24 protein-coding genes and 1 tRNA gene are annotated in these 23,028 nt (G+C 61.2%); 16 read left to right on the plus strand and 9 right to left on the minus strand.

Going from position 1 to position 23,028, the window contains the following annotated elements:
• Positions 1–20 precede the first annotated feature (20 nt).
• From ACJD00_RS07950 to ACJD00_RS07960, 3 genes are all read left to right on the plus strand, one after another.
• Entirely contained in the window at positions 21–461 is a 441-nt protein-coding gene (locus tag ACJD00_RS07950) for an Hsp20/alpha crystallin family protein (protein WP_418909238.1), read from the plus strand.
• A 507-nt stretch (positions 462–968) separates the two neighbouring features.
• Complete coding sequence (locus ACJD00_RS07955) at positions 969–1,250, plus strand: hypothetical protein (protein ID WP_418909239.1); 282 nt, start codon at positions 969–971, stop codon at positions 1,248–1,250.
• Between the two features lie 124 nt (positions 1,251–1,374).
• Positions 1,375–2,574 (plus strand): IS1249 family transposase, encoded by a 1,200-nt coding sequence (locus ACJD00_RS07960; RefSeq protein WP_418909240.1) that lies wholly within the window; start codon positions 1,375–1,377, stop codon positions 2,572–2,574.
• A gap of 229 nt (positions 2,575–2,803) precedes the next feature.
• On the opposite strand, the gene ACJD00_RS07965 is transcribed toward ACJD00_RS07960, so the two are convergent.
• Together ACJD00_RS07965 and orn are read right to left on the minus strand one after the other, a co-directional pair.
• Positions 2,804–2,876, minus strand: a tRNA-His gene (locus tag ACJD00_RS07965).
• 173 nt (positions 2,877–3,049) lie between these two features.
• A complete protein-coding gene (gene orn, locus ACJD00_RS07970; protein WP_418909324.1) occupies positions 3,050–3,634 on the minus strand; it encodes an oligoribonuclease in 585 nt (194 codons plus the stop codon).
• Positions 3,635–3,870: 236 nt separating this feature from the next.
• Here orn and mptB (ACJD00_RS07975) point away from each other — a divergent pair, with 236 nt between their 5' ends.
• The 8 genes from mptB (ACJD00_RS07975) (at position 3,871) to ACJD00_RS08010 (ending at position 12,741) form a co-directional block, all read left to right on the plus strand.
• Positions 3,871–5,391, plus strand: a complete 1,521-nt coding sequence (mptB, locus tag ACJD00_RS07975; RefSeq protein ID WP_418909241.1) for a polyprenol phosphomannose-dependent alpha 1,6 mannosyltransferase MptB — start codon at positions 3,871–3,873, stop codon at positions 5,389–5,391.
• Entirely contained in the window at positions 5,388–6,875 is a 1,488-nt protein-coding gene (mptB, locus tag ACJD00_RS07980) for a polyprenol phosphomannose-dependent alpha 1,6 mannosyltransferase MptB (RefSeq protein ID WP_418909242.1), read from the plus strand. Before mptB (ACJD00_RS07975) ends, mptB (ACJD00_RS07980) begins: the two co-directional genes overlap by 4 nt.
• Positions 6,876–6,958: 83 nt before the next feature.
• Positions 6,959–8,107, plus strand: a complete 1,149-nt coding sequence (locus tag ACJD00_RS07985) for a VanZ family protein (RefSeq protein WP_418909243.1) — start codon at positions 6,959–6,961, stop codon at positions 8,105–8,107.
• Between the two features lie 118 nt (positions 8,108–8,225).
• Positions 8,226–9,026: a DUF2637 domain-containing protein gene (locus tag ACJD00_RS07990; RefSeq protein WP_418909244.1), complete on the plus strand. Its 801-nt coding sequence runs from the start codon at positions 8,226–8,228 to the stop codon at positions 9,024–9,026.
• A 17-nt stretch (positions 9,027–9,043) separates the two neighbouring features.
• A complete protein-coding gene (locus tag ACJD00_RS07995; RefSeq protein ID WP_418909245.1) occupies positions 9,044–10,153 on the plus strand; it encodes a GTP pyrophosphokinase in 1,110 nt (369 codons plus the stop codon).
• A gap of 128 nt (positions 10,154–10,281) precedes the next feature.
• Positions 10,282–11,883: an ABC-F family ATP-binding cassette domain-containing protein gene (locus tag ACJD00_RS08000; protein WP_418909246.1), complete on the plus strand. Its 1,602-nt coding sequence runs from the start codon at positions 10,282–10,284 to the stop codon at positions 11,881–11,883.
• Positions 11,884–12,004: 121 nt separating this feature from the next.
• Positions 12,005–12,160, plus strand: a complete 156-nt coding sequence (locus ACJD00_RS08005; RefSeq protein ID WP_418909247.1) for a hypothetical protein — start codon at positions 12,005–12,007, stop codon at positions 12,158–12,160.
• Positions 12,161–12,279: 119 nt separating this feature from the next.
• Positions 12,280–12,741: an SRPBCC family protein gene (locus ACJD00_RS08010; protein ID WP_418909248.1), complete on the plus strand. Its 462-nt coding sequence runs from the start codon at positions 12,280–12,282 to the stop codon at positions 12,739–12,741.
• Between the two features lie 34 nt (positions 12,742–12,775).
• Here the strand turns inward: ACJD00_RS08010 and ACJD00_RS08015 are convergent, their stop codons facing one another.
• Genes ACJD00_RS08015 through ACJD00_RS08025 form a run of 3 tightly spaced genes read right to left on the minus strand, consistent with a single transcriptional unit; the run spans position 12,776 to position 14,344 of the window.
• On the minus strand, positions 12,776–13,666 hold the full coding sequence (locus tag ACJD00_RS08015; protein ID WP_418909249.1) for an SURF1 family protein: 891 nt from the start codon (positions 13,664–13,666) through the stop codon (positions 12,776–12,778).
• The gene (locus ACJD00_RS08020) at positions 13,667–13,918 is read right to left on the minus strand and encodes an acetone carboxylase (RefSeq protein ID WP_418909250.1); all 252 of its coding nucleotides are present in this window, start codon (positions 13,916–13,918) and stop codon (positions 13,667–13,669) included.
• Positions 13,919–14,344 (minus strand): DUF3099 domain-containing protein, encoded by a 426-nt coding sequence (locus ACJD00_RS08025; protein ID WP_418909251.1) that lies wholly within the window; start codon positions 14,342–14,344, stop codon positions 13,919–13,921.
• Positions 14,345–14,546: 202 nt separating this feature from the next.
• On the opposite strand from ACJD00_RS08025, the gene ACJD00_RS08030 reads away from it, so the two are divergent.
• Positions 14,547–15,269: a beta-ketoacyl-ACP reductase gene (locus ACJD00_RS08030; protein ID WP_418909252.1), complete on the plus strand. Its 723-nt coding sequence runs from the start codon at positions 14,547–14,549 to the stop codon at positions 15,267–15,269.
• 43 nt (positions 15,270–15,312) lie between these two features.
• The gene (locus ACJD00_RS08035; RefSeq protein WP_418909253.1) at positions 15,313–16,062 is read left to right on the plus strand and encodes an SDR family oxidoreductase; all 750 of its coding nucleotides are present in this window, start codon (positions 15,313–15,315) and stop codon (positions 16,060–16,062) included.
• 91 nt (positions 16,063–16,153) lie between these two features.
• On the opposite strand, the gene ACJD00_RS08040 is transcribed toward ACJD00_RS08035, so the two are convergent.
• Entirely contained in the window at positions 16,154–17,881 is a 1,728-nt protein-coding gene (locus ACJD00_RS08040) for a VanW family protein (RefSeq protein ID WP_418909254.1), read from the minus strand.
• A gap of 142 nt (positions 17,882–18,023) precedes the next feature.
• Entirely contained in the window at positions 18,024–18,953 is a 930-nt protein-coding gene (gene serB / locus ACJD00_RS08045; protein ID WP_418909255.1) for a phosphoserine phosphatase SerB, read from the minus strand.
• A gap of 112 nt (positions 18,954–19,065) precedes the next feature.
• Between serB and ACJD00_RS08050 the strand changes: the two genes are divergently transcribed.
• The 3 genes from ACJD00_RS08050 to ACJD00_RS08060 are packed head-to-tail and all read left to right on the plus strand — an operon-like array spanning position 19,066 to position 21,513.
• Positions 19,066–19,851: an ABC transporter ATP-binding protein gene (locus ACJD00_RS08050; RefSeq protein ID WP_418909256.1), complete on the plus strand. Its 786-nt coding sequence runs from the start codon at positions 19,066–19,068 to the stop codon at positions 19,849–19,851.
• Between the two features lie 17 nt (positions 19,852–19,868).
• Positions 19,869–20,675 carry a sulfite exporter TauE/SafE family protein gene (locus ACJD00_RS08055; protein ID WP_418909257.1) on the plus strand — a complete coding sequence of 269 codons (807 nt, stop codon included), beginning with the start codon at positions 19,869–19,871 and terminating at the stop codon, positions 20,673–20,675.
• Positions 20,676–20,688: 13 nt separating this feature from the next.
• Positions 20,689–21,513 (plus strand): TrmH family RNA methyltransferase, encoded by an 825-nt coding sequence (locus tag ACJD00_RS08060; protein ID WP_418909258.1) that lies wholly within the window; start codon positions 20,689–20,691, stop codon positions 21,511–21,513.
• An 88-nt stretch (positions 21,514–21,601) separates the two neighbouring features.
• Here ACJD00_RS08060 and ACJD00_RS08065 read toward each other — a convergent pair whose 3' ends face one another.
• Together ACJD00_RS08065 and ACJD00_RS08070 are read right to left on the minus strand one after the other, a co-directional pair.
• On the minus strand, positions 21,602–21,802 hold the full coding sequence (locus ACJD00_RS08065) for a hypothetical protein (RefSeq protein ID WP_418909259.1): 201 nt from the start codon (positions 21,800–21,802) through the stop codon (positions 21,602–21,604).
• Between the two features lie 109 nt (positions 21,803–21,911).
• Positions 21,912–22,490: a hypothetical protein gene (locus ACJD00_RS08070; protein ID WP_418909260.1), complete on the minus strand. Its 579-nt coding sequence runs from the start codon at positions 22,488–22,490 to the stop codon at positions 21,912–21,914.
• Between the last annotated feature and the right edge of the window lie 538 nt (positions 22,491–23,028).

Below are 23,028 nucleotides of genomic sequence, written 5' to 3' on the forward strand. Positions count from 1 at the left end.
GAGATGGAGGAGATTCAGAAATGCTGTTACAACATGACCCATTCCGTGACCTCGACCGGCTCACACAGCAGGTCTTCGGCACCATGAGTCGCCCCTCGACCATGCCGCTGGACGCATGGCGCGACGGGGATGAGTTCTTCGTCGAGCTCGACCTTCCGGGCATTGACCCGGACAAGCTGGACATCGATGTGGAGCGCAACGTCCTGACCATTAAGGCCGAACGGGCCTGCCATATCCCTGATGCCGTTGACGCGGTAGCCTCTGAGCGCTCGTGGGGCGTCTTCAGTCGGCAGCTGGTGCTGGGAGACTCGCTGGATACCGAGAAGGTTGACGCCGACTACACCGCCGGTGTGCTGCGCCTTCGTATCCCGATCGCCGAGCAGGCCAAGCCACGCAAGATCAGCGTCACCAGCCGCGACGCGATTGGCCAAAACCCGGACCAAAAAAGCCTGAACGCTTAAGCCGCGGATGCGGCAATCGATAGGGGAGGGTAGCCGAGATGATGCTGGAGACAGCCATGCGACCAGCCGACAACACGACCGACCTGTGTTCGGGGGAGCTCGAGATGCGCCTAGCGGATCGTGACTGGGTGGCAAGGCGGTTCTCGGCCATTCTGGAAGGTTCAGGATTCCAGGACCATATGGCTAACGGGTCTCGCCTGCACTTCCCACGCGATCGCATCCAGCCCTACCGCCGCCCGGGTGTTCGGTGGACGGAGCCGGGCCTGCCGCGCCAAATGTGGATCCAGTCAAGGGTTCGCTCACCACCGACCCCTCGATAGTTGTCGCGTGGAGGAGCCCGGAGCCCCGGTGGAGGGCTCCGGGCGGCGATTGAGGCCCCGATATGTAGATGCGTACTCCTATGGCCACGTCGGCAAATGGCCGCAACCTAGGGCCGTGGATTCCGGCCCGACCCGGGCCGGAAGGTCCGCGCATGTCCGAAGACCACGAAAGGAAAGTGCACTGAGCATGACGACGCTCATTTCGACACCAAGGCCCACCGAACGTGAGGGTTCGGCGTCCGAGGTATTGCGACTTGATGCGATTTCCGACCATGAATGGCGTGTCATCGATACGCGTTATTCCGAACACGATGCATCTTGTGTCGTTGGCTTTGTTGAAGCGCTCGGCAGTGAGTACGAGGCGCTCGTTATTGGGCGTGGCTGTGAACGTCGGAGGTTTTCGAGCTTGCTCGACGCGACCGGATTTATATCTCGCAGCCTGGGCAACGCGGTCGACCCGGTACTCTGAGGTGGCTCATGCTGATTTGAACGGCACAAGTCCTTGCTGCATGCAAAGACCAGACCTATAGGTCATAAAGTGTGTCTGCAATCCTGATCCTGCCCCTTCATCCCGGGGCAGGATCAGCAATCACATGGGTATTGAATCCATAAGTATGAAAGATAGTAGACAAACCCACCTCTGTAGTATCTGTCATTTTCCACTCAAGAGAAATGGCACCACGTCCAAAGGCACCCAACGATGGCGCTGCACCAACTGCGGCACCTCAAGCACAATGACGCGGGCAGACACCACCGCCCGCAACCAACTCACCGCCTTCGTCGGCTGGATCCTCAGCAAACAAACCCAAGCGCAGTACGCTGCCACCAGCGCCCGCACCTTCCGACGGCATACCGCCTGGTGCTGGAACGTGCACCCCACTCTTCCCCAAACCGGAGAGGTCTTCGACGAAATCCAAATTGACGGGATCTACCTGCGCAAAGGCTGGTGCGCGTTAATCGCCATCGCCAACGGGAAAGTCATCGGCTGGCAATGGTGCGCTCGAGAGAAGTCCATAGCGTGGCTCGAACTGCTACGGCCCTTGGCAGAGCCCAGGGTCGTAGTCACCGACGGAGGCAGCGGGCTACTCAAAGCCTTGAAAGAACTCTGGCCCGAGGTGCAGATCCAACGCTGCCTGGTGCATATCCAACGAAACGTACGCACCCAACTCACCATGAAACCTAAAACCCCTGCTGGCAAGGCCCTACGTGCTTTGAGCCTGCAACTAACCAGAATCAAGACCCGGGAAGAAGCCACCGCCTGGATCGCGTTATTCGCGGCCTGGCACACCGAATTCCAGCACTACCTCAACGAGAAAACCTACGCCAAAGACTTCACCGATGCCCGCCCCCAAGGCATCAGAAGCACCCGGGTCTGGTGGTACACGTACGAACGCTTACGCAAGGCCTACTCCAGCATGAACATTGTCTTGAAACGTGGGCACCTGTTCACCTATCTCAAAGAAGAGCTCGAAGCACTAAGAATCAATGCCACAACGAACATGATCGAAGGCGCGATCAATTCCGGGATCCGGGCCATGATCTTCTACCACCGGGGCATGCCCGTCGAGCACCGCCGCAGAGCGGTGGAATGGTTTTGCTGGGAGCATACCGCCAAGGATTCACGTACCAGCCTAGGGGCGTTGATCCGGCCCGAACACTACACACAGCGGGCCAGGAAACTAGCAGCTGAAGAACTCGTCGAGGAGCGGATCGGGCCAGAGCTTTACGGCACGGCGGCGAACGCTGAGGAAGGGCTCTACGCGCGGGCCGGCTGGGGCGGGAGAAGCGCCTGAACACACTGTTAATCAATGAATATTAGTGTGTCTGGCCCTAGCGACATGCCCGGGCCAGACACACTTTTTGGCCTATAGGTCAAAGACCAAGAAAAGTGCGTGGTTGAAGAGGGGGTCGTGATACCCGCCGAATTGAGGGTGAAGTTAGGCGGAGGACGGCGCGGATGCGCCGGAAATGAGAAAGAGGTGCGAATCTTGACTAGTCAAGATTCGCACCTCGTGCAATCTGGGTGAGTAACGGGGCTTGAACCCGCGACCTTCTGGACCACAACCAGACGCTCTACCAACTGAGCTATACCCACCATATTTGCTTCGTTACTTGTCAGCGTGGATTTCCTCGCTGTTTCCGTACCGGGCAACGAGAAATACTATACACACATTTGTAGGTGCAGTGCCAACTTGAAAAGCTCCAAAATGGCTGTGTTGTGTGTCACTAGGCAAAATGTGGTGTGAAGGGGTCAGTAGTCACACCGAATTATCCGAGATTGTCGGCAATCTTTCGCGCGTGAGTCGTATCCGGGCCCGGTGCCGGAATCATAACTGCCGCGCGGTAATAGCGCAGCTCATTAATTGAGTCGCGAATATCGCCCAGCGCTCGGTGATTGCCGGTTTTGGCCGGCGCCGCGTAGTAGGCCTTGGGGTACCAGCGCCGCGTCAGTTCCTTGATCGTCGACACGTCGATAATCCGGTAGTGCAGGTACTCGATAACCTCGGGCATATCTCTGGCCAAGAAGTTCTTGTCGGTCCCCACCGAGTTTCCGCCCAAGAGTGCCTTCTTAGCCTCGGGGACGTACGTGCGAATGTAGTCCATAACCTGTTGCTGTGCTTCGGCCATATCGATGCCGGCATCGAGTTCATTGAGCAAGCCACTGCTCTGGTGCATATTGCGCACGAAGTCGTCCATCTGGGCCACCGCCGCAGCCGAGGGTTTGATGACGACCTGTAGTCCTTGGTCGTCGACAATATTCAGTTCCGAGTCCGTGATGAGCACCGCCACCTCGATAAGGGCGTCGTTGACCACGTCCAGGCCGGTCATTTCACAGTCGATCCATACGATCATTTCCGATTTATTTGCCACGCATCACAATCTACCGCCAAGTACATGAGAATGCGCCTCTCGATAGTGAACGGTGGATCACTTCTACCGTGTTTTACCGCCCTGCTGAAGTAGGTGAATGGTAAAATCATCTGAGTTTTTGTGGCCGTCGACCGTGTAGATTCCGGTTGCCGTGATGGCCCAATCCGTTGGACCGAAGCCGGTGAAATATCGGAAATCAAGCACATGAGGTGACGTTCGTGGTCGATCCCCAGGCGATGCCGCTCAGCGCGCGTTCACACCGCGCCCGTACGCGGGTATTGCTCTCCGGCGTGCTCGGTTCGCTGATGATCTTTGCCGGCTCCATCGGGGTCGGTTGGCTAGCCAGTGTGTCACCGCTGAACCGCGACCCGCTTTTTATTGCCCTGCGTACCGAATCAACCGGTGTGCTTGGCTCCGTGATCGTCCTGGCTCTGGGGTGCTGGGTGCTGTTCCGCGCTTGGTGGCGTTTGGGGCAGGAGCTACGGGGCTGGCCCGAAGGGTCATTGGCGCTGGTGAAGCGTGCCGTATGGCTATGGAGCATTCCGTTATTGGTCTGCATTCCCATCATGAGCCGAGACGTTTTCGCCTACATCGGTCAGGGGCGCCTGGTCCAAGCGGGGCAGGACCCGTATGTTGACGGAATCTCGTCCATTAACAACTGGTTCCAGTTGGGTACCGACACGATGTGGGCGCAGGACGGGACTCCCTACGGTCCGCTCTACCTCTCCATCGAATACCTTGTGGTTCAGCTCGTGGGTCAGTCCACGGATGCGGCCATCCTGATCTTCCGTGCCATTGCCTTCATCGGCGTGCTGTTGTGCCTGCACTTCGTGCCGAAACTTGCCGCGCTCCACCAGGTCAATGGTGCGAAGGCCGCGTGGATTGCGGTCGCCAATCCATTGGTGCTGCTGAATTTCGTGGCCAGCGCGCACAACGATGCGTTGATGACCGGGTTGTCCGTTTGGGCCGTCTACCTTGCTTGCCAACGTCGTGGGGTCTGGGCCGTGATCGTGCTGACCGCTTCCATTGGCGTCAAGCCCATCACCTTGGTGTTGTTGCCATTCATCGGCCTGCTCTGGGCTGGCCCCAAGGCCACCTGGCCGAAACGCATTCTCTACTGGTTCTACTGCGGGGCGATTCTGCTCGGACTGATGACCCTAGTGGGATGGATGAACGGCTACTGGTTCGGCTGGCTGAAGGTCATGCTGTTTACCGGCACCGGTTACTCGATTTTCTCGCCCCTGGGCATCGTGATCCTGCTGGCCAGCGGCGTGTTCTCTGCCTTTGGGATCTCCACGGACTGGATCTTGCCGGTGGTGAAACTGTTCGGCCGCCTGGTGGGCGTAGCGCTGGCCATGGTCGTGATCTTCCGTGGCACCTACTCGCATCTGGTCCAACGTTTGGCCATCGCCTTTGCGGCGATTGTGGTGCTATCCCCGGTCATACAGCCGTGGTACCTGTTGTGGATTCTTCCCTTCTTTGCCGCCACCGGGGTACGCGATGATTGGCAACTGCTGTGGGTGCATTTGACCACCATCTACTTCGTGGCTTATCAGGCCGCGGATCAACTGTTCATTTGGCAGTTCCTGCAAGATGAACTGGGCTCACTGCCGCAGATGCTGTCTTGGGGTGTGTCGGCCGTTTGCATCGCATATCTGCTGATTATTGATCCGAAGACCAGGAAAATTGCCCCCGAGCTCCTCACCTCGACGCGCTGGCACTTTAAGCGCTTGCGATGACCGCCGCCATGCAGGAATCCATCACGACAACGGGAACGCTCCGTCGCTTAGCGATTCACGGGGCAGCGGCCAGCACGCTGGTGACCATCGCCTCGTGGGGTATCGGTTGGTTCCCGCGTAACCAGTTCTCCCCACTGGCGCGCACCGGTTTCTTCATCGAATTCCGCACCGAAGCGATCGGTGTTATTGCCTGTATCGTGCTGATGGCCGTGGGATTGGCGTGGATGACGCGCTGTTGGCTGCTGTTACGACCGCTGGTGGCGCCCATCGAGCGGGTCAGTACCCGACAGGTCGCGCGGCTACTGACCGCATGGTGCGCCCCGTTGCTGCTTGCCTTCCCGATTCTGAGTCGCGACGTCTACGCGTATCTGGCGCAGGGGCGGCTCTTGCATGCTGGGCGTTCGCCCTATGCCGAGGGGGTTTCCACGATCCCTGGCTGGTTTGACGCTGGGGCGGACGGGCTCTGGGCGCAATCGCTCTCTCCCTACGGGCCAATTTTCGTCTCCCTCTCACGCTTCATCCACTTCATTTCCGGCGGAATCCCCGAAATCGGGGTGCTGATGCTCCGTGTGGCTGCCATCGCCGGGGTGATCGGCTGTTTCCACTACCTCAAGGTGCTCTGCGCCAAACTTGGCTACAACACCGATTGGACGCTGTGGGCGGTGCTCTGCAGCCCGCTCTTTCTGCTGACCATGGTGGGCGGTGCGCACAATGACGGGCTCATGCTGGCAGCAATTTTCGCGGCCTTTGCACGGGCCGCGGACGGACGCTGGGTGCGTGCTAGCTTTGCGCTCTCGGTGGCGGTGGCCATTAAGCCTATTGCGCTGATCCTGTTGCCCTTTGTGGGATTGCTGATGCTTGCCGCCGATGCGCGGCGTACCGAACGCTTGGTCATGTGGGTCAAGCTCGGTGCGCTGACGATGCTGTGGCTATTGATTTACGGGGCGGCCAGCGGCCTGTGGTTCGGTTGGCTTCCGGCGATGTTCACCGCCGGCTCAGCCGCCTTCCCCTACGCGCCGGTCGGCTTGCTGGGGTGGCTCGGCGCCCTGGCGACCAACGCCTTGGGCGGTAACGGCGACCTGGTGCAGACCGTGGTGGTGCTGGTCTTTGAGCTTTGTGGCCTTTTGCTGGTGTTTAAGCTTGCACTGGCCGAGCGCGTTGCCCGGCCGTTGCGCGCCGCCGCATGGGCGCTAAGTGCTGTGGTGCTCTTGGCGCCGATCATTCAACCGTGGTACATCTTGTGGCTCTTTGCACTGTTCGCGCTCGACCGTGACGTCTCGTGGCGTGCCGAACGGCTCATGGTGCAGATCAGTAGCCTGATCTTGCTGGCGGTTTTTGTTGATCAGCTCTCCATCGAGCAGTGGCACGTGATTTGGTTGATGCGGGTATTTGCCGCCCTACTGGGTCTGCTGCTCTTCCTGTACCTGTTGTATCGGGACCGGGCGATTGCCGGCTGGTTCAATGCACCTTGCCCTCCGGACTAGAACGTTCGGAGGAGGCGGTAGGTGAGCGAATTGACACTTTTGGTTGATGTACCGAGCGGGCCCCGTGCACTTGAATGGTAACTATGACATCGCTTCTGTGGCCCGGCGCCATTGCCATCCTGATCGCATGGCTCGCTCTGATGGTGGGCGGCATCTTCCTGCTTGCCATCCAGTACCGCCGGCACGGAAGACTCTCCTGGCGGCGAACCATCACCACGATGTCCGCGGTGCTCTACGGCTTCGGGCTTTTCAGCTACACGATGTTGCCGCTGCCCGAGTCGAGCAACGCGTTCTGCCGGCCCGGTGTGGCGGTGCCACAATTTACTCCCTTGCACTTCATTGGTGACTTCCAAGAAGCCTACGCGTTAGGTGCCCGGAGCTTCCTGACGAGCTTCACCCTCTGGCAGGTGCTGTTCAACATCATCTTGTTCATGCCCCTGGGCGTGCTGGTGGTGCGCTGGATGCGCGGGAACATTCTCTCGGCGACCCTCCTTGGCGGTGCGGTGTCGCTGCTGATCGAGCTTTCGCAGTTGACCGGCCTGTGGGGAATTTACGAATGCCCCTACCGCGTGGCCGACGCCGACGACCTGCTGATGAACACCTTCGGCGCCTTCCTTGGCGCCATCATCGCCTATCTGCCGATGTTCGCCTGGCTCACCGGTCCGGTGGAGGCACGCGCCGAACAAGCCCCACCACGTGTTGTGACACGAAGCCGCCGCATCATGGCCGACGTCTTCGACCTCGCCTTCTTCAGCGCCGCGGTGCTCGCGGCGGGTTTCGGTCTGCAACTGGTGGCCACCCTCGGCGGGCCGACGGCGCCGGGCTACGTGGTCGACGACCTCGTGCCGATCGCGGCCATTACCCTGACCTATATGCTCCCCACACTGAGCGCCGGACGGGCCTCGCTGGGGCAACGTTGCGCCTGGATTCAGGTGGTCGCAGCCGACTCAGCCCCCGCGCCCTTCTGGCGGGCCGGGCTACGGGCCCTATTGGGCTTTGGCGGGTTGAGCTTGATCTACGAACTGGCCGGAGACACCGAAGCCACCGGCCCGTTGGACTTCATGCTCTTCCCGGTACTCATGTTCGGCGTGATCAGTGCGGTCACCTTGGTGCTTGACCGTTCCGGACGCGGATTGGCCGCGCGCATCACCGGCACCGGCTTCATCGACCGGCGCGCCAACCTGCCGCAGTGGGCCGGGGCCCCGGCGCAACGTGACGGAGCCCATCACTGAGTCCGGGCCGACTATGGCTAAAATAGAAACTGGGTGATGGCCCGATGGGGATCGGCCTACAACATTCGCACGCCCGGTGCTTTATTGTTTCTTTCAAGAGTGAGGTCTGCCCAAGCGCATGGATACCACCAAGGAATTGCCTGCCGTCCCGCACCGTGCCGTGCTCGGTACGGCCGTCGGCGCTACCGTCCTGATCGCTGTTGGCGCGTTCGTACTGTCATTCGCCGCGCTGACCGACTTGGCCGAGCGATCGGGTATCTCCCCGCAGCTGGCATGGATCTGGCCGATCATTATCGACGGTATGATCGTTGCCGCCACGGTCGCGATCGTCGCGCTTAACGGATTCCCGCGCAAGGCGATGGTGTACCCCTGGACCTTGCTGTTCTTTGGCGCAATTGTGTCCACCGCGGCAAACTCCACGCACGCAATCCTCACCGTCGACACCATTGAGAACGGTGTCCCGGCGCTGGTCTCCGCCCTCGTGGCAGCGATGCCGCCAATCGTGTTGCTGGCCATCACGCACTTGACCGTGCACATGTACCAGAAGAAGTCCGAGGCCGCGAAGCTCCGCGCCGCCTACGAGTACGACGAAGAGCAGGCCAACGCCGAGAAGTACGGTGTGGCCTATGACGATGGCTACAACGCCGCGATCAACGACGCGCAGCAGGCCGAGGCCGAACGCATCGCCCAGCTCGAACAGGAGCACCAGGACGCATTGGCTCGCACCCGCGCCGAAGCCCTGACCCAGGCTCGCGCCGAGGCCGAGAAGAACTCGAAGGTCACCCCGATCACCAACAACCAGCAGGCCAACACCAAGCCAGCGGCAAAGACCGCGGCGAAGAAGCAGGGTGGCAAGGTGAGCGATGATCAGACCCCGCTCTACAAGGACATGGCGCAGCAGCGACTGACCAATCAGTAGGACAGGAGGCATGAACAATGCCCCAGGAGAACCCGAACGGTAGGCCGGACTTTACCGAACAGATCGAAGCCTCCGTGGCACGCTACGAGGCGGTGCGCGGCGAACTAGACCACGTCCTGGGCGCCATGAAGGGCAAAATTCGCGGTTTGTTCAAGAACAGCGAAGTGCAGCCGCTCTTCATTACCGGCCGGGTCAAAAGCACCGAGTCCTTCCGCTCCAAGGCCTCACGGCAGTTACAGCAAGACGCCGACAGCTCGCCGGTCCTGGAATTTCCCAACCCGCTGCGCGAATTACATGACATGGTGGGTCTGCGCATCATCGTGATGCTGCCCCATGAGATTCAGCAGGTCGCCTCCATCATCAAGTCCCATCGTGAGGCCTTCGACTGCCGGAGCGACCGGGAGAAGGATATTGGTTCGGTGGAGTCCGGCACCTACGGGTACTCCTCGCGCCACCTGCTGCTGAAAACCCGGAACGAGCCAACGGTTCGCAAGTTTCAGGAGGCTCTGGGCAAACCGGTGGTCGCCAGCGGCAACTTCATCTTCGAAGTTCAGGTGCGCACCATCTTGCAGCACGCCTGGAGCGAAATGGAGCACGATATCCGTTTCAAGCATCCGGGCACCTCGGTCTGGAACCCGCAAATCGACCGGCTGTTTACCGCCACCGCGGCCATGCTGGAAACCGTCGAAGACTACTTCACGGACATCGACGAGCTCTACCACCGGCTCAACGGCTACCAAGACCGGTACAGCCTGGGCGCCCAGGAGCTTTCTGGTGCGCTCATCGGCGAGGTGTGGCAAACCCTGTTGCCGCATGTGGATCGCAAACGCGATGACGACTGGAGCTGGGCGGCCGAGCTTCTGGGAGCCCACGGCATCAACCGTGTCTGGCAGTTCGTGCAACTTCTCGACCCCAGTGGGGTCACCGAGGTCCGTGCGGCCCTCGATCACCGGTATTCGCCGGGCCCCGACCGGCTGCTCGATGACCTGTTGCTGTGGCACTTTGGCTCGGCCCACATCGAGAAGACCAGTGGTTCGGATCTGCGCCGTCAAGGGTCGCTGACGCGGCGCCTGATCCAGATGAGCGACTACCGGATGAGTAAGCAGAATCCGCAGTCCGGAAGCTAAAGGTTCCGGTGGCATGGTGTTTGCTACGCCACAGCACCGCGCCTCCGGAGCAATCGGCGGCTAGGATAGTTAAGTTGCCCATTTAATGGGCTTCCCATGCACTACCCGCTGCCGAAAGGGGCACCTAGATGATTTCCGTCGCCGACCTTGAGTTGCGCGTTGGCGCCCGCCTGCTAATGGACGAGGTGAACTTCCGCATCGACAAGGGCGACAAGATCGGCCTGGTGGGTCGCAACGGTGCGGGCAAGACCACCATGACCAAGGTGCTGGCCGGTGAATCTCAGCCTACCGCCGGCGCGGTGAGCCACAAGGGCTCCATCGGCTATCTGCCGCAGGACCCGCGAACCCCGGATATGGAGCAGCTGGCGCGCGATCGCATCCTCTCCGCCCGCGGCCTGGATAAGGTCATCAGCAAGCTCGAGGTGGCTCGTGCCGAGATGGCCAGCGATGATAGTGCCGTGGCCGCCAAGGCCATGCGCCGCTACGACCGCCTGGAGGCCGAATTCATGGCCGGCGGTGGCTACGCCGCAGAATCCCAGGCAGCGACGATCTGTTCGAACCTCGATTTGCCCGACCGCATCTTGAACCAGCCGCTGCGCACCCTTTCGGGTGGTCAGCGCCGCCGCGTCGAGCTGGCGCGCATCCTGTATTCGGATGCCGAAACCCTGCTGCTCGACGAGCCCACGAACCACCTCGATGCCGATTCGATCACCTGGTTGCGTGACTTCATCAAGAACTATCCCGGTGGCGTGCTGATGATTTCGCACGATACCGGGCTGCTGGATGCCACCGTGAACAAGGTGCTGTACCTCGACGCCAACCGTGCGGTGGTCGACGTCTACAACATGTCCTGGAAGCGCTACCTCACCCAGCGCGAAACCGATGAGCGGGCCCGCAAGCGCGAACGCGCCAACATCGAAAAGAAGGCCTCCACCCTGTTGGCGCAGGCCAATAAGATGAAGGCCCGCGCCTCGGGTGCCTCGGCGGCGCAGTCCATGCTCAAGCGTGTGGACCGCATGATGGCCGGGCTGCAGGAAGAACGCGCCGCCGAGCGCGTCGCCGCCCTGCGTTTCCCGGATCCGGCTCCCTGCGGCAAGACTCCGCTGATGGCCGAGGGGCTGAGCAAGTCCTACGGGTCCCTGGAGATCTTCACCGACGTGTCGCTGGCCATCGACCGCGGCTCGAAGGTCGTGATCTTGGGCCTGAACGGTGCCGGTAAGACCACGTTGCTGCGCATGCTGGCCGGGGTGGCCGAACCCGATAGCGGCCAGATCGTTCCCGGGCACGGCCTGAAGATTGGCTACTTCGCCCAGGAGCACGACACCTTGGATCCGGAGAAGACGGTCCTGGAGAATATGCGGGCCACCGCCCCGGCCTCGCTGGGCGATGCCGATGTGCGTTCCATCCTTGGATCCTTCCTCTTCGTCGGCGACGATGTCGCTAAGCCGGCCGGGGTGCTCTCCGGTGGTGAGAAGACCCGTCTGGCGTTGGCCACGATCGTGGCCTCCAGCGCGAATGTGCTGCTGCTCGATGAGCCGACCAACAACCTGGACCCGGCGTCGCGTGCCGAGGTGCTCGGCGCGCTGTCCACCTTCCCCGGCGCCGTGGTGATGGTCTCGCACGACGAGGGCGCCGTGACCTCGCTGAACCCCGAGCGTGTGGTCATCCTGCCCGATGGCGATGAGGACCTGTTCAGCGAGGACTACCTCGAACTGGTGTCGCTGACCTAGATCGGCTCCATGCACTCGGGCCGGCCTTCCCTTCCCTGGGATGGCCGGCCTGTTGCGTTAAGCGAGCGGGGACCGAACGGGTGGCATTGCCTTCGGCGTGGTGGCGGCGCATACTCGGCACATGAGTACTTCACTTCACTGGCGGTACCTGGCCGAGGATGACCCATTCGGCCTCGGCGTTCCCAAGGGGGAAGCCAGCACAAGCCTGGAATTGGGTGCTGCATGGTGCGATGAGGCTGCGGTGGCTTGCATTATCGAGGTCGACGACGCCGATTAGCAGCTCGGCGGCACCTGTGCGGCTCTGGCACGTGAATTGCTGCCGGAGCATAATGGGGGACGTCCAGACCGATGACCTCGCGCAACCCCGGAGGGCGAATGCAGTACGAGAATGAGTTCTTGAGCAGAAGCAGGCAGATTCAGGCCTCGCCACACGAGGTCTTTGAACTGTTGCGGCACCCCGAGCGCCACCACGAAACCGAACCGGGGGACTGGGTGCGCGCGGCGATCGACCCGGAGCCGATTAGCCAGGTCGGCCAGATTTTCGCGGTTCATATGTATGCCGAAGGCTCCGGCGGTCCCTATATCATGCACAACAGGGTCACTGTCTTCGAGCCGGACCAGGTTATCGCGTGGGATCCCGGGCAACCCGACGAGCACGGCGTGGTGCGGCCCGGAGGATGGCGGTGGCGCTACGAGCTCACGCCGGCCGAGGGCGGAACCATGGTCACACTCATTTACGACTGGAGCGCGGTCAGTGCGGAAGTCCGCGAGTTATTCGGTGGGTTCCCCGTGGTCGACGAGGAATTTCTCGATCGCTCCCTAGCCGCACTGGAACGCGCCGTCCTGTCCGAGGACTGAGAGTCGGCGCACCACGTTTGCTAGCTAGGTTCGCTTAGCGAGGCTCGTGCTCGTCGAGCATCGCATCCTCATAGGCCTCGTCGGTCAGCGTGCCGTCTCGTCGCAGCCGTCGCACCTGCTTGGCCTGTACCTTGCGCACCCGGTGGATTGGTGCGTCGAAGCCTTGGGCCTGTGCCTCGGCTAGCTCGGCGGCCTCTTGGGCATTGAGGCGTTTTTGTTGCCGTGCGGCGTACCAGAAGCCCACGAACGCCAGCGCGCCGAACATGAACCACTGGTACGAGTAGGACAGGTGCGGCCCCTCGTCGGTATCCGGTCGGTCCAGCGGCTGTGGTGCGGATGCCGGGGCCGGGCTCTCCTCATAGCTGATGCCATAGGCGCCCTGCGCGATCGGGTAGTTCAGTGCCGCGGCCAAGTCTGGAAGATGAATTGAGGCGATCTGGCCCGCGGGCGCGCCGCGCTGCAGTTTGGCTTCGCCCGGCTTCAAATGCGCCTTCACGGTGACGGTGCCGCTCGGTGGCGCGGGAATATCGTCGGGCTCACCGGCCCGCTGATTGCCGATGGGCAGGTAGCCGCGGTCGATCACCACTGTTTTGCCCTCGGTGGTGCGGAAGGGGACCAACACCTCGTAGCCTGGGCGTCCGGCCTTCACCCGGTTGCGCACCAGCACCGTGTCCTCGCTGAGGTAGCGGCCGGTAAGCTGCACGGTCAGCCACGTGTCATCCTCGGGCAGGGACTCAAACTTGCCGTAGACGGCATCGCCGGTGAGCGGTTCGGCGAAGTAGTTCGTGTTGACCTTGGCGATTTCGGCCAGCACTTCGGTGCGCCGATCCATCTGCCACTTGCCGAGTCCGACGCAGGCTGCGGCGAAAATCACGACGAGGAGCAACCAACCCACCCAACGGGTACTGGCCAAAAAACGATACATCTAGCCTTCCGTCCCTTCGCCGGTGACGAGCGGTTCGGTTTCCCGGTAGAGCAGGCGTTGACGCAGGTAGTCTTCAAGCCACTGCTCGTGCTCCGGGCAGGCCAACCAGACTTTACGGCGTTCGGGGGTATGGATTTTGGGGTTGTTCCACAGCAGCTTCACGTGCGCGCGGTTGCGGCATCCCTTGCGTGAGCAAATAACTTCCTCGGCGTTTGGCTGTTGGCCGGCGCCGAGCGAACCCAGCAAATCCATTTAGTGCTCCTGCGTATGGCGATCATGCGGTGTGGTGGACGTGTCGGTACCATCCTGTGGTTCCTCCACGAAGCTTCCCTCGATCACGGTGTCTTCGGCGTCCTCATCACCCGGCTCCGGCGCCGCGGGGGCTGCGTCGAGCTGCGGGGCATCCCGGTCGTGGTAGAACTCGGCCGGCGGCTGGCGTTTGGTCACGTCGGCGCCGCCATTTGCGATCACTACGGCGATATAGGGCAGCACGATGGCCGCGGCCAGCAAGGTCCACCGTAACCACCCGTCGACGAAAAACGCCAACACGAAGCACACCACGCGGGTGAGCATGGAGATGGTGTATTTGCGCACACGGGTATCGCGTTCCACGGTGTGCGATTCACGAGCTTCGGTAATGCGGTGTACCGCGGGATGCTCGGCTTTACGATGCGACATGAGGCGCCGGTTTCATTAGATCGAGGGCTTGGGTGTTCAGCTCCATTGTCTCACTTCGGGCGGTCAGCACGTAATTTCTACACGCTGTCGAATCTTGGATACTCTTCGGTAGCTAATAGGATGAAGTGAACACGCTTTTAGAATCCATGGCCACTACCGCTAGGTAGCCGTGCCATGCGGCGCATTTGAATGGAGACCTATTGTGAGTAGCGAAGCACCCACCGGCCGTAGCGTACTGGTGACCGGCGGCAACCGCGGTATCGGCCTGGCCATTGCCCGGGCGTTTGAAGCCAATGGCGACAAGGTCGCCATCACCTACCGCAGCGGTGAGGTCCCCGAGGGACTGCTTGGCGTCAAGGCCGATGTCACCGATGCGGCCTCCATTGACGCGGCATTCAGCGAGGTCGAGGCCGCCCACGGTCCGGTCGAGGTGCTCGTGGCCAACGCCGGGGTGACCAAGGACACCCTGTTGCTGCGCATGAGCGAAGACGACTTCACCTCGGTGATCGACACGAACCTCACCGGGGCCTTCCGTGTGATCAAGCGGGCCTCGAAGGGCATGCTGCGCCTCAAGCGCGGCCGTGTGGTGCTGATTTCTTCCGTGGTGGGTCTCTACGGCTCGCCCGGCCAGATCAACTACGCGGCCTCCAAGTCGGGCCTGGTGGGTATTGCCCGCTCGCTGACCCGCGAGCTCGGTTCGCGCGGTATTACCGCCAATGTGGTGGCCCCAGGGTTCATCAATACCGATATGACCGCCGCCCTGCCGGAAGACACCCAGAAGAGCTACCTGGCCAGCATCCCCGCCAACCGCTTCGCCGAGCCCGAAGAGGTCGCCAATGTGGTGCGTTGGGTCGCCAGCGAGGAAGCCGCCTACATCTCCGGGGCCGTCATCCCGGTCGATGGCGGTCTGGGCATGGGCCACTAACGTCAACGTACGAGTATCGACGAGAAATTAGGAGTACAAGCAAGTGAGTGAATACAAGGGTGCCATCGTCACCGGTTCGTCCCGTGGAATCGGGTCGGTCACCGCGCAGCTGCTAGCCGAACAGGGCATCGGCGTGGTGGTCAACTACCGTGCCAAGGCGCCGCGCGCCAACAAGGTTGTTGCCGGAATCGAAGAAAAGGGCGGCAAGGCCGTTGCCGTCGGCGCGGATCTGACCACCGCCGAGGGACCCCAGGCCCTGGTGGATGCAGCCGTGGAGAACTTCGGCTCGCTGGATGTGCTCGTGCTGAACGCCTCCGGCGGGATGGAGACGAGCATGGGCGAGGACTACGCGCTGCGCCTGAACCGTGACGCTCAGGTCGCCATGCTCACCGCCGCCCTGCCCAAGATGAGCGAGGGTGCCCGTGTGGTCTTCGTGACCAGCCACCAGGCGCACTTCATCAACCAGGTCGAAACCATGGACGCCTACGACGCGGTGGCGCGTTCCAAGCGTGCCGGTGAAGACGCCCTGCGTGCCATGATTCCGCAGCTGTCCGAGAAGAACATTGACTTCGTGGTCGTCTCCGGCGACATGATCGAAGGCACCATTACCGCCACGCTGCTCAACCGCGTGGAGCCCGGAGCGATTGAGGCACGCCGTGAGGCCGCCGGCAAGCTCTACACCGTCGAGGAGTTCGGTGCCGAGGTCGCCAAGATGGTCTTCGCCGACGTGCCGACCGGTCACACCGAACTGGTCGGCGGCGCCGGAGACTTCTTGGAGCAGTCCGAGCAGTAAGGCACTGCCGCGACCGACGGCATAACGCAGAAGGGCCGCTGGTTCCTTCCCGTGAGGGAAAGAACCAGCGGCCTTTCTGTTGTCGCGGCGACTACGGCTTGGTGCCGCAGACGACCTTATGCCATGGCTGGTAGGTCCAAGTCTTCGTCTCGGCCGGTAGCTTCTTCGAACCGTCGATGGCTTCCCGGTAACGGGTGATGTCGATGGTGAAGCCCGGCTTGCCGCCACGCTCCGGAACACACTGGTCGGCCGGGTTGTACTTGGTTTCCGGCTTGGTCTGGTGATGCTTGCCCGAGCTGTCCTGCGAAACCTTCCAGTACTTGGTGCTCCACAGGCGGGTGTGTACACGGTCGGAGGACACCCAGGCTTCGATCAGCACGCCGTAGGGCGTGTTGTTCTTCCACTGCATATCCACCTGTCCCTCCCAGAGGGTGGCTTCGCGTCCGGCCGGGTAGCGTTCGAACCAGCGGCTGTGCGGCTTGTGGGTGATGTCGTCGTAGCCGGCCAGGAAGCCGGCGTTATACATTTGCGTGGAGATCTGCGACAAGCCGCCGCCGACCGCCTCGGAGCTAAAGCCGTCGACCACGACGCCCGAGCCGTAGTAACCATTGGCGGTGGTGATCGGCCCCAGCGCCTTCAGCAGCGAGAACGTCTCGCCCGGCTTAATGACCAAGCCATTGAGTCGTTTCGAGCCGGCCTTCAGGTTCTTGGTGCGCACCGTATCGCTGGTGGGGTAGGGGGTGGAGAAGTGTACGATCTCTTCCTTGATGCCCAGCTTCTTCGCATCGGCCGTGGTGAATTCGGCGTCCTTCGCCACCAGCTCTACCGTCGCGGTACGCGAGTCGGTAGCCGCGGCCTCAAGCACCTTTTGTCCAAGGCCCTTGGTCTCGAGGGCAATGCCTTCCTTCGACTCAACGATGCTGGGCTTGCCGCCCTTGAGCACGACTTTGGCGTTCTTAGCGGTGCTACTGAAATCAGAGTTTTTCGTGGCGGCCTTGGCCAGCTTCTCATCGTCGAGGCTCAGGCTCGGCGCATCCTTAGAGAGGTCCACCGAGGCGGCGGCGGCGATGGATGCGGGGGAGACCTCGACCTTCTTGTCGCCGGATTGCAAGGTCACCGGCGCAGAAAGCAGCTTGGTCACCTCACCGTCGTAGAAGTCCTTGAGCTGCTCCGCGGAGAATTTCGGATCGACGCGGTGGGCCGGGAGCTCGATGGTAGCCCCGCTAAAATCCCATTGCTCCTCGAGGGTCTCGGCGGCCTGAGGCTGGTCAAGTTCCACCCCGGCCACCGGTTCGGTCAACTTTGCCTGACCCTCGGTGAACTTGATCGTACCCTCGGCAACCTTAGCGTCGGTTTTCTTCGCCAGTGACTTCAGTGCGGCGTCGAGCTTGTCATGATCCACGTTTACCGCCGGATCGATGGCGTAGCTGCCGGTGAGTCGCTCGTAGAGCTTCACCGGGTTGACCTCGTACTGGGTCAGCCCCTCAAGGGTTGCATCCACATCGAAAGACAGGCCGGCCTTGGCCGGATCCAAGGTGTAGTCCTGACCATCGACCTGCACCTTGATTGGTTCGCTGGCCTTGGCGGTCACCTGGTCCGCGAGGACTTCCCGTGCCTGGTCCGGCGACATCGAACCGATGCTCACCCCAGCCACTGCGGCGTTGGCCGGCAGCTGCGAGCTGATCCACGCCGCGGAACCAAAGTAGGCACCACCGGCGGCGACCACACAGGCACCGGCAATGATCCAGCCCTTGGCCTTGGAGGGGCGCTGGTTCTCGGCACGCGAGGTCTTCGGTGATTCGTTCGGAGGATTATGCACGGTGGGTGAGCTCTTTCGACAACGGTTAGGGGTGGGGTGGGCTCAACGGTCACAGACCGCCGGAGCTAAACCCCCTAGAAATACTAGTGCGTTGGTCAACGCATCCGCTGTGAAATGCCCGACGAATGGCCCAAATCGTTATCTAGTTGTTGGATTTGAGCTCGGCAAGGTCCTGCAAAACCAGATCGGCGATCACGTCCAGCTCGCCGAAATCGATGGCGACCGATGCCCGTTCGCGCAGTGCCGGTTTGGCGTTGAAAGCGACGCCGAGCCCGGCGGCGCAGACCATGTCTAGATCATTGGCACCATCACCGGCGGCGATGGTGGCCCCGAGCGGAATCTGGTGTTCCGCGGCCCAGCTACGCAACATACGCTCCTTGGTGGCGCGATCGACAATGTCCCCATGCACTGTGCCATCCAGGATTCCGTCCTTGATGCCCAGGGTGTTGGCCAGCGCGTGGTCAAGACCCAGCTCCGTTGCGAGTGGATCGAGGATCTGCTGGAAACCTCCGGAAACTACCGCGACCACATGCCCCGCGGCATGCATGCGGCGCACCAGTGCCTCGGCCCCGGCGGAGAACTCGATACGGTCGATCACCTCGGCCAGCACCTGCTCGGGAAGTCCCTTCAGTGTGGCCACACGTTGAATCAACGACTGGGCGAAATCCAACTCGCCACGCATTGCCGCCTCGGTGACGGCGGCGACTTCGGCTTCGCGACCGGCATGTGCGGCCAGAAGCTCAATAACCTCCTGACGGATCAGGGTGGAATCCACGTCCATGATCAGCAGCAGCCGCTCGGCCGCGGTCAGTTCGGCGGGCACGACGGCTACACATAACTTATCGGCGGCCGGCAGATCCAGCCCCTCCACTAGGTTCAGCACGTCCGCACGTAGCTGGACGGTGGATTCACCAGGCAACTGAATCTTGGCTAGCTGACGATTCTGGCTCACCGCACGCCATACCGTGCCGGGGTCTACGTGAGAGAGATGCGGTAGCAGCTGCGACAGCAGATCGGTGAAGTCATCAGCGGAAACGTCGGGACGCGAAACGAGGGCCAAAGTGGGATGCATAAGACCATTTTCGGTGAAGCCGTGGTCAAAGCACCAAACCATGACGGTGTTAGTCGAAGCTCACCGACCCGAAATTTAGTGATTGCGCGACGCAAACACTAGGGTTTTATCCATGAGCGAAGTGCTAGATTTCAACGACGTGTCTGTGGTGCGCGCCAATAAGGACCTGCTGAGCGACATTTCGTGGCAGGTACAAGAAGGCGAACGCTGGATCGTGCTGGGCCCGAACGGGGCCGGCAAGTCGACCCTGATGAACATCGCAGCCGCCCGCATGCATCCCACCCGCGGTCGTGCGGGAATCCTCGGCGAACAGCTCGGCCGAGTGGACGTCTTCGAGCTGCGTCCGATGATCGGTCTGAGCTCTTCCCTGATCGCCGCGCAGATCCCGGCCCATGAAACCGCGCTCAACGTGGTGCTCACCGCGGCCTACGGTTACACCGGCCGGTGGCGCGAACTCTATGAGAAGCCCGATGAGCGTCGCGCCTTTGCGCTGCTACACGAGTGGGGGATGTCCACCTTCCTCAACCAGCCCTTCGGCAAGCTGTCCGAAGGTGAGCGCAAGCGCGTGCTGATCGCTCGTGCCTTGATGACCGACCCGGAACTTTTGATCCTGGACGAACCGGCCGCAGGTCTGGACCTCGCCGGCCGCGAGAACCTCGTGCGCCAGCTGGGCACCTTCGCGCAGGATGAATTCGCGCCGGCGTTGATTTTGGTCACCCACCACCTCGAGGAAATTCCTGCTGGCTTTACCCACGTTCTGATGCTCAACGGGGGAAAGATCACGGCCGCCGGCGAAATTGGCGCCACGCTGACCGAAGAGAACCTGCGGAAGACCTACGACATGGATCTAGCCCTCCGCGTTGACAACGGCCGGTACTCGGCCTTCGCCCGACACTAGAAAAGAGTCGTAGCTACGTGGCTTTAGATTTTTGGCGTGAAGCGCTGGTATTCCTTGGCGGCCTCTGGGCCGGCACCATCAACACGGTGGTGGGTTCCGGAACACTCGTTACTTTCCCCATCTTGGTTGCCTTAGGGATTGCGCCGGTCAACGCCGTGGTCTCCAACGCAATGGGCTTGGTGGCCGGTGGCTTCTCCGGGGCCTGGGGATACCGGCGCGAGGCCGCCTCGGTGCGCAGTACGCTGCTGAAACTCGTCCCGGTCTCGCTCATTGGTGGTTTGATCGGTTCGCTCCTGCTGCTGAACCTCCCCGAATCCGTCTTCGGTGTAGTGGCACCGATCCTGCTGGTGCTTGCCTTGGTCCTGGTCATTTTCCAGCCACGGCTCGCCGCATGGGCGAAAACCCGGCAGGCGGCCAATAGCCCCGACCCAGACGCTGCAGACCAGGCTCCCATTCCGCCGATCCTCTATGTGCTGGTGTTCCTCATCGGTATCTACGGTGGCTATTTCACCGCCGCCCAGGGCGTGTTGCTCATGGCCGTCTTTGGAGTATTCCTGCAGGCCTCCCTGCAGCAGTCCAATGCCATCAAGGTGATTCTTTCCTTGATCGTGAACCTTGTGGCTGCGGTGATCTACCTAGTGGTGGCGCCCGAACGAATCCACTGGGTGATCGTGCTGCTTATTGCGGTGGGTTCACTGATCGGTGGCCTCGTCGGTGCGAAGATCGGACGCAAACTCTCGCCCGGATGGTTGCGCGCGGTGATTGTGATCCTCGGTCTGATCGCTCTGACGAATATGGTCTACAAGCTGGTTACCGGTGGCTGAGTCAACTTCTTCTGTGGTTAATCCGGGACGGATTTTCAACGTCGCGGACCTCGAGGATCCACGTCTCGACGAGTATCTGCGCTTGTCCGAGGCCCATCTGCGCATGCGCACCGACGTGGAAAACGGCCTCTATATTGCCGAGAGCACCATGGTGGTCCGGCGCGCGCTGAACGCCGGGCACGTACCGCGAAGCTTCCTGCTGGCCGAAAAGTATCTCGACCAACTTACCGAGGAGTTCGCGCGGTACCCCGAGGTTCCGATCTTTGTCGGCGATGACCGTCAGCTTGAAGAGCTGGTCGGCTTCCACCTGCACCGTGGGGCCATGGCCTCGATGAACCGCCCCGAGCCACTTGATGTGGATCAGGTGCTGCAAGCCAGCACGCGGGTGGCGGTGCTGGAAGATATCGCGGACCACACCAATCTTGGCGCCATCCTGCGTTCGGCTACTGGTCTTGGAGTCGACGCGGTGCTTTTGACGCCTAAGTGCGTGGATCCTTGGTACCGGCGCAGCGCCCGCGTTTCGATGGGCACCGTCTTCGATCTCCCGTGGGTGCGCTTAGACAGCTGGCCGGATGGACTGGAGATTTTAGCGCGTCACGGTTTCCGCACCCTGGCCATGGAGTTGACCGAGGATGCGATCCCACTGGATCGGCTCGAGATTGCCGCGGGGGATAAGGTCGCGATGATCCTAGGCAACGAGGGGCGCGGTGTGCGCGCCGAAACCCTGGGACGCGTCGATGGCACCGTGATGATTCCGATGCACCGAGAGGTGTCGTCGCTCAATGTGGGCGCGGCCAGCGCCATCGCCTTTTGGCATTTGTGCTCCAACCCCCGCTGAGTATCCAGCGGGGGCCTCGACGCGTAGAGCAGGATAAACTTCGAGAAAGCGTCGAGAACTCATGTGTCCTGGCGCTCAAAACTCATGATCATGGTCCCTGGAGCAGCGTAATGACCACGTTCATGATCTGCAGCGACAGAATACCGAGGGCGATCGAGATCACGGCCCAGAGATAGGCGCGCTTTACCATGGCGATGATACCGCCAACTAGTCCGAAGGCTATTGGGAGGAAGAACATCCAGAGGGGCTTCGCAACCCCCGTGCCCGTCCAGTCGACAAGTGCGAGCATGGAGAGTAGTACCAGAGCCATTGAGACCCAAGTGCCAGTCGGACATCCAGGACGTGGTTTCCTTGCAGCTTCGTTCATCTGTCATCCAGCTTTCTGATCGAATCGGCGTCTACTTGAAAGGATTGCAGAACGAGTAGGTGAAGTACACGCTGACGGCACTGGCCATAGCACGTTCGCCACTGCCCATTTTGTATGCATTCTTCTTGATGCCCGAGACTAGATTGCGATCGCACGAGCAAGCGAAATAGCCGCGTGAACCGTAGCAGCGGTCGTGGGTTCGGCAGAGCGAGTCCAGCGTGTCGACGGCACGCCCGCCACCGTGTCCGGGGCCGCACCAATTGCCCCAGACCGGCATGCCGTACGTCGTGACGCCGCCTGAACCACCTGAGGGAGCGCCAAGTGCCGACTGAGCTGAGCTGTATTGGTTCAGCAACCGTCCGATCTCAAGCGTCTTTGCGTCAGCGCCCATAGATTCTGCCTTGTCGGCGTCGAAGTAGACCTCGCCGTCGCGTGTGGTCGTGAACTCCATAGTCGATTCCATGTCCTTGGTGATCTCGCGTTCCGCAGCCTTCTTGGACTGGTCCGACGGTGCCGCGCTAGCCGACGTAGCGAACGCACCAAAGCTGGTGACCAGTAGGGCAAACGAGGCGAGGAATGCAATTCCTGCCCTGTAGGTATTTTTCTTCATGAGATAGATATTCGCTGTCTCTAGATCGGAGAGTCAACTTTGAATCTGACGACGACATGGCAAAAGTATGAGTCGTTTCCCTATCTTTTCATGAATATATGAGAGAACTTGTAGAAAATTCTGAGGAAAACTGGCGGTAATATGACGCGAAATGTGTCGAATGTGACGTCCCCTCCACTTCTCCGCAGAGCACCATGCCCGACTCAGTTAAATTCGGGGTCAAAGAAGATCATCGTCAGCCAACACGGCTGCCCCCGATGAGACACTCCACCGAAGTTATGCGCGCTCATAGGGTAAGCGGTGGAACTTTGAGGTAGGCATCGGTCCAATGGTCACCAATGCCGACGATTTTGGCTACCACAGGGATCAACCCGTGGTTGCAACTATTTTGCTCGTGTCGCACGACTGACGGTCGTCGTCAGTAACGTGCGAACGATCATCGTCGACACGCCGACCGTGTCTCCAATTCAGCTCAACCAGCCGCCGCTCGAGCATTACGTCGCCAGCAACCCCCTCTCGCCAGTTTGTACAAGCTTCG

Source organism: Glutamicibacter endophyticus (assembly GCF_048457885.1).
Taxonomy (GTDB): domain Bacteria; phylum Actinomycetota; class Actinomycetes; order Actinomycetales; family Micrococcaceae; genus Glutamicibacter; species Glutamicibacter endophyticus.

What these genes read in the sequence shown, in the direction of transcription:
- ACJD00_RS07955 (WP_418909239.1), top strand. Translation starts at nt 969, where the DNA reads ATGACGACGCTCATTTCGACACCAAGGCCCACCGAACGTGAGGGTTCG.
- ACJD00_RS07985 (WP_418909243.1), top strand. Translation starts at nt 6,959, where the DNA reads ATGACATCGCTTCTGTGGCCCGGCGCCATTGCCATCCTGATCGCATGG.
- orn (WP_418909324.1), bottom strand. Translation starts at nt 3,634, where the DNA reads ATGATCGTATGGATCGACTGTGAAATGACCGGCCTGGACGTGGTCAAC.
- ACJD00_RS08070 (WP_418909260.1), bottom strand. Translation starts at nt 22,490, where the DNA reads ATGAAGAAAAATACCTACAGGGCAGGAATTGCATTCCTCGCCTCGTTT.
- serB (WP_418909255.1), bottom strand. Translation starts at nt 18,953, where the DNA reads ATGCATCCCACTTTGGCCCTCGTTTCGCGTCCCGACGTTTCCGCTGAT.
- ACJD00_RS08005 (WP_418909247.1), top strand. Translation starts at nt 12,005, where the DNA reads ATGAGTACTTCACTTCACTGGCGGTACCTGGCCGAGGATGACCCATTC.
- ACJD00_RS08000 (WP_418909246.1), top strand. Translation starts at nt 10,282, where the DNA reads ATGATTTCCGTCGCCGACCTTGAGTTGCGCGTTGGCGCCCGCCTGCTA.
- ACJD00_RS07990 (WP_418909244.1), top strand. Translation starts at nt 8,226, where the DNA reads ATGGATACCACCAAGGAATTGCCTGCCGTCCCGCACCGTGCCGTGCTC.
- ACJD00_RS07960 (WP_418909240.1), top strand. Translation starts at nt 1,375, where the DNA reads ATGGGTATTGAATCCATAAGTATGAAAGATAGTAGACAAACCCACCTC.
- ACJD00_RS08020 (WP_418909250.1), bottom strand. Translation starts at nt 13,918, where the DNA reads ATGGATTTGCTGGGTTCGCTCGGCGCCGGCCAACAGCCAAACGCCGAG.
- ACJD00_RS08015 (WP_418909249.1), bottom strand. Translation starts at nt 13,666, where the DNA reads ATGTATCGTTTTTTGGCCAGTACCCGTTGGGTGGGTTGGTTGCTCCTC.
- mptB (WP_418909242.1), top strand. Translation starts at nt 5,388, where the DNA reads ATGACCGCCGCCATGCAGGAATCCATCACGACAACGGGAACGCTCCGT.
- ACJD00_RS08025 (WP_418909251.1), bottom strand. Translation starts at nt 14,344, where the DNA reads ATGTCGCATCGTAAAGCCGAGCATCCCGCGGTACACCGCATTACCGAA.
- ACJD00_RS07995 (WP_418909245.1), top strand. Translation starts at nt 9,044, where the DNA reads ATGCCCCAGGAGAACCCGAACGGTAGGCCGGACTTTACCGAACAGATC.
- ACJD00_RS07950 (WP_418909238.1), top strand. Translation starts at nt 21, where the DNA reads ATGCTGTTACAACATGACCCATTCCGTGACCTCGACCGGCTCACACAG.
- ACJD00_RS08050 (WP_418909256.1), top strand. Translation starts at nt 19,066, where the DNA reads ATGAGCGAAGTGCTAGATTTCAACGACGTGTCTGTGGTGCGCGCCAAT.
- ACJD00_RS08065 (WP_418909259.1), bottom strand. Translation starts at nt 21,802, where the DNA reads ATGCTCGCACTTGTCGACTGGACGGGCACGGGGGTTGCGAAGCCCCTC.